At 75.3% G+C, this 3,936-nt stretch carries 5 protein-coding genes; all 5 read right to left on the bottom strand.

Going from position 1 to position 3,936, the window contains the following annotated elements:
- The coding region (locus tag KS423_RS40420; protein ID WP_374120137.1) for an endonuclease/exonuclease/phosphatase family protein at positions 1 to 299 on the bottom strand (299 nt) is incomplete at its 3' end.
- A 128-nt stretch (positions 300 to 427) separates the two neighbouring features.
- The gene (locus tag KS423_RS40415) at positions 428 to 1,372 is read right to left on the bottom strand and encodes an ROK family glucokinase (RefSeq protein ID WP_224284718.1); all 945 of its coding nucleotides are present in this window, start codon (positions 1,370 to 1,372) and stop codon (positions 428 to 430) included.
- A 192-nt stretch (positions 1,373 to 1,564) separates the two neighbouring features.
- Positions 1,565 to 2,065 carry a DUF5304 family protein gene (locus tag KS423_RS40410; protein WP_224284717.1) on the bottom strand — a complete coding sequence of 167 codons (501 nt, stop codon included), beginning with the start codon at positions 2,063 to 2,065 and terminating at the stop codon, positions 1,565 to 1,567.
- Between the two features lie 104 nt (positions 2,066 to 2,169).
- The gene (locus KS423_RS40405) at positions 2,170 to 3,342 is read right to left on the bottom strand and encodes an ArsA family ATPase (protein ID WP_224284716.1); all 1,173 of its coding nucleotides are present in this window, start codon (positions 3,340 to 3,342) and stop codon (positions 2,170 to 2,172) included.
- A 26-nt stretch (positions 3,343 to 3,368) separates the two neighbouring features.
- Positions 3,369 to 3,803, bottom strand: a complete 435-nt coding sequence (locus tag KS423_RS40400; RefSeq protein WP_224284715.1) for an SRPBCC family protein — start codon at positions 3,801 to 3,803, stop codon at positions 3,369 to 3,371.
- Positions 3,804 to 3,936 lie beyond the last annotated feature (133 nt).

Genomic DNA, 3,936 nt, shown 5'->3' with positions numbered 1-3,936 from the left:
TCCACCGCGCCGGGCCGGCCGAGCAGCAGCGGACCTGCGGCGGTGCGGCCGCCGCCGGCCAGCACGGCCGTCCCGGTGCTCCGGGCCAGCCAGGCGGCCTGGCCCTCGGGCCGCCAGTAGCGCGGGGACTCCTGGATGCAGACCAGGTCCGGATCGCAGGCCCGGACCACTCGGACCAGCGCCCGCCGGTCGTCGCGCAGCGAGCGGATGTTGTAGCTGAGCAGGCGCAGCCGGCCCGGGCCGGGTGGTGGCAGCGGTTCGACGTTCGCGGCGGTTTCGGTCTCGCGCGCGGCGCTCATGGTCCTCCCCTGGGCGGTCACCGGATCGATCCGACCGTACGCGGCCGGGCCGGGACGTGCGACGGCGGCGGCGCGTCCGGGATCGGTCGGGGCCCGGTCGCACCGCCGCCGGCGGGCTCGAAGGGGTGTCAGGCGGTGCGGGCGAGGTCCGCCGCGCCGACGATGCCGGCGGCGGATCCCATCGAGGCCAGGACGACCTCGGCGCGCGGGCGGTGCACCCCGCCGGTCAGGTAGTGCTCGAAGGCCTTGGCGACCGGGTCGAGCAGCAGCCGGCCGGAGTCGGAGACGCCGCCGCCGAGCACGAAGACGCCCGGGTCGAACAGCGCGGCGAGGTCGGCCATGCCGCGGCCCAGCCAGTCGGACAGCTCGGCGTAGCACTCCAGGGCGAGCGGGTCGCCCTCCTCGGCGGCCTGGGTGATGTGGATGCCGCGGATGGTCTCGGCCACGCCGTCGTTGAGCTCCAGCATCCGGCGGCCGCGCTGCGGGTCGGCCGCGGCGTTCTCCCGGCCGTAGCGGCGCAGCGCACGACCGGAGCCGTACTGCTCCCAGCAGCCCTTGCCGCCGCAGCCGCAGGGCAGGCCGTCGGGGACCATGTTGAGGTGGCCGATCTCGCCGGCCACGCCGAAGCGGCCGCGGTGCAGCCGGCCGTCCAGGACGATGCCGCCGCCGATGCCGGTGCCGACGGTGATCAGCACCATGTCCTGGTGGTCGGCGGCCGCGCCGAAGCGGAACTCGGCCCAGGCGGCGCAGTTGGCGTCGTTCTCGACGACGGTGGACAGGCCGGTGAGCTCCTCGATCCGCCCGCGCAGCGGCTCGTTCTCCCAGTCGATGTTGGGGGCGAAGATCACCGTGGAGCGGTTGCTGTCCACGAAGCCGGGGGCGCCGACGCCCACCGCCGTGACGCCGGGGTGCTCCTCCTTGAGCTCGCGCACGGCCTGCGCGATGGCGTCGACCGCCCACTGCGGGTCGGCCGGGGTGGGCACCCTGGTCCGGGCCAGGATCGTGCCCGCCTCGTCGACCACGCCTGCCGCGATCTTGGTCCCGCCGACATCGACGCCGATGGTCAGAGCCATGTGTCCCTCAGCTATTCACTCGTTCCCGCTGGACGGAACGCTACCGCCCAACTCTGTCCCCGTACACAGCCTCGCATACATTATCCGAAGACAATTCTGGAACGACCGAGCCGATACGCTTCAAAAGTCGTATCTAATTTCCTTCTTCGTGACGTAAGAGAGCAGCGCGATCACCCTCCGAAGGTCACGGTTTCACTGCTTGGCGGACGGCCTGTCAGCCTCGTCAAGGTCGCAGTCGGCGTCGGCGTCAAGGTCGATCTTCTCGGTCGGCGCGCCCTGCCCGGCGGTCCAGCGGCGTTCCTGCCCGACCACGGCGGCACGGTAGGCGGCCAGCAGCTCGGCACCCGCTGCGGCGAGCCCGGTGCCGGCCGCGGCGAGGTGGGAGTAGACCTCCGGCTGCTGGGTGCGCAGCCGGTCGGCCAGCCCGGAGAGCGTGATCAGGGTGGTGGCGCTCGCCTCCTGGGCCTTCTCGCCGAGCGCACCGGCGAACCGGCGGACCTCGTCCACCAGCGGGCCCAGCTCCGGCCCGAACGGGTTCGACTGCCCGCCGCCCGGCGCAGTGCGGTCGCCGTCAGCCCCGGCACCGTCAGCCCCGGCGCGGCCGGACTCGGCACGGCCGGCGGACTCGGCGCGGTCGTCGACGGGCTCGGTGCGGTCGTCGACGGGCTCGGTGCGGTCGTCGGTGCTGGTCATCGCGGGCGCCTCCTCAGCCGTGGCCGCACCCCGCGGCCCTCCGGCCCGACGCTACCCGACCGGCCGGGCGGCCCGAAAAGGCGCCGAACCGCGCCGAGCCCCCGTCAGCCCCGGGGCCAGAGCGCCGGGTCGGGCGCGAACCGCACCGAGAGCACCCCGTCGTGCAGCCCCGCCCCGGCCACCGTGCAGCGGCGCAGCGCGGACGGCAGGGTGAGCACCCGGCGGTGGGTGCCGAGCCCTACCACCAGTTCATCGCCCCGGCGCACCAGGTCCAGTTCGGAGCGGTCGGCGCCGGGCAGGTCGAGGTGCCAGACCAGCAGGCCCTCCTCGGCGAGCCGGTCCTCGACCGGCCAGGGCTCGGGGGCGAGCCGCTCGGGCCCGTCCCCGTCCCCGTAGAGCCGGTCGGCGACGGCCTCCAGAGTGGCGTCGGCCAGGTCGGTGACCAGCACCGGGGCGTCGGTCTCGGCGGCGAGCCCGGTCAGCTCCTCCTGCCGGCGGCGGGCCAGGGCGGCCAGCCAGGGGTCGGGCGAGGAGACGGCGGCGTCGGGCAGCGCACCGTGCACCACCACGGCGTCCGGCCGGTGCCCGTGCAGCGCGAGCCCGGCCCGGATCCGGCGCAGCTCCTGGTACGGGTGGCCGCCCGCCGGGACGACCAGCCGGACGCTGGTGCCCGGGCCGGTGATCGCGGCGCGGGACTCGGCCAGCGCCACGGCGGCCTTGGTGCGCCCCTCGTACAGCCAGTCGGCGGGCATCGGGACGCCGGCCAGCCCGGCCAGCAGCGGGCGCAGCGCCCGGGCGGCCTGCCGTTGCTCGGGGACGAGCCGGCCCAGGTAGCGGGTGAGCTGCTCGGGCAGGGCGAGGGTGGCGATCAGCTCGGCGGGCGGCGGGGCGAGCACGACCAGGACGTCCTGGTCGGCGGCGGGCAGGGCGCGCAGCAGGGCGAGCCGGGCGATGCCGGGGAGGGCGGTGAGTTCCTCGGGATCGAGCTGTTCGGCGCCGAGCAGGTCGAGGGCGGGCTTGAGCCGGCCGGTGAGCTCGCCGACGGCGTAGCGGAACGCGGCCTGCTCGTCGATCCGGGAGACGGTCAGGCCCGGTGCGTAGTGCAGCGGTTCGGGCTCCAGCCGGGTGCCGAGGGCGGAGTCCAGGGCGCGGTGGGGGTCGTCGCCGGCCAGCAGCCAGGTGCGGTGGCCGCGCCGGGCGGCGTGCAGGGCGGTGGCGGCGGCCACTGCGGGCGCGCCCGCGTCGCCGCTGACCAGGATGGTGCGTGTCGCCGTCATGCCGTCCGGCCCCCCGTTCGGTGCAGTCAGCCTTCGACGCGCTTCTTCAGACCGGCCAGGGCGCGGTCGATGATGACCTTCTCGGCCTTGCGCTTGATCATGCCGAGCATCGGGATCTTGACGTCCACGGCGAGCTGGTAGGTCACCTCGGTGCGGCCGCCGGCCAGCGGGGCGAGGGTGTAGGAGCCGTCCAGCGAGCGGAGCATCTGGCTGCGCACGAGGGTCCAGGAGACCTCGCGGTCGCCGTCCCAGGTGTAGGCGAGGACGTGCTCGTCACGGATGGCGCCGGCGTCGAGCAGCAGCCGGACCTGGGCGGCGCGGCCGTCCCCGCCGGTCTCCAGGACCTCGATCTCCTTGACCTCCCCGGTCCAGGCCGGGTAGGCGGCGAAGTCCGCGATCACGGCCATGACCGTGGCCGGGGTCGCGTCGATGGTGATGCTCGACCTGGTGTGCTCCGCCATGGAATGGCCCTCCGCCTCGTCCCTCTGACTGCCGGTCCGGCCGGGGTGCGCTCGGCCCGGTCCGCCCGGAGCAGGCTATCGCGCCCGGCATGCGGGTCGGCGGCGCGGGCCGCACCCGGCGGGCGGCCGCACT

Source organism: Streptomyces sp. LS1784 (assembly GCF_020103755.1).
GTDB lineage: Bacteria > Actinomycetota > Actinomycetes > Streptomycetales > Streptomycetaceae > Kitasatospora.
This window is presented reverse-complemented; position numbering and strand designations above follow the sequence as displayed.

Bases quoted from the DNA above. Each gene is read 5' to 3' on its own strand.
- KS423_RS40415 (WP_224284718.1), bottom strand. From the start codon at position 1,372: ATGGCTCTGACCATCGGCGTCGATGTCGGCGGGACCAAGATCGCGGCA.
- KS423_RS40410 (WP_224284717.1), bottom strand. From the start codon at position 2,065: ATGACCAGCACCGACGACCGCACCGAGCCCGTCGACGACCGCACCGAG.
- KS423_RS40405 (WP_224284716.1), bottom strand. From the start codon at position 3,342: ATGACGGCGACACGCACCATCCTGGTCAGCGGCGACGCGGGCGCGCCC.
- KS423_RS40400 (WP_224284715.1), bottom strand. From the start codon at position 3,803: ATGGCGGAGCACACCAGGTCGAGCATCACCATCGACGCGACCCCGGCC.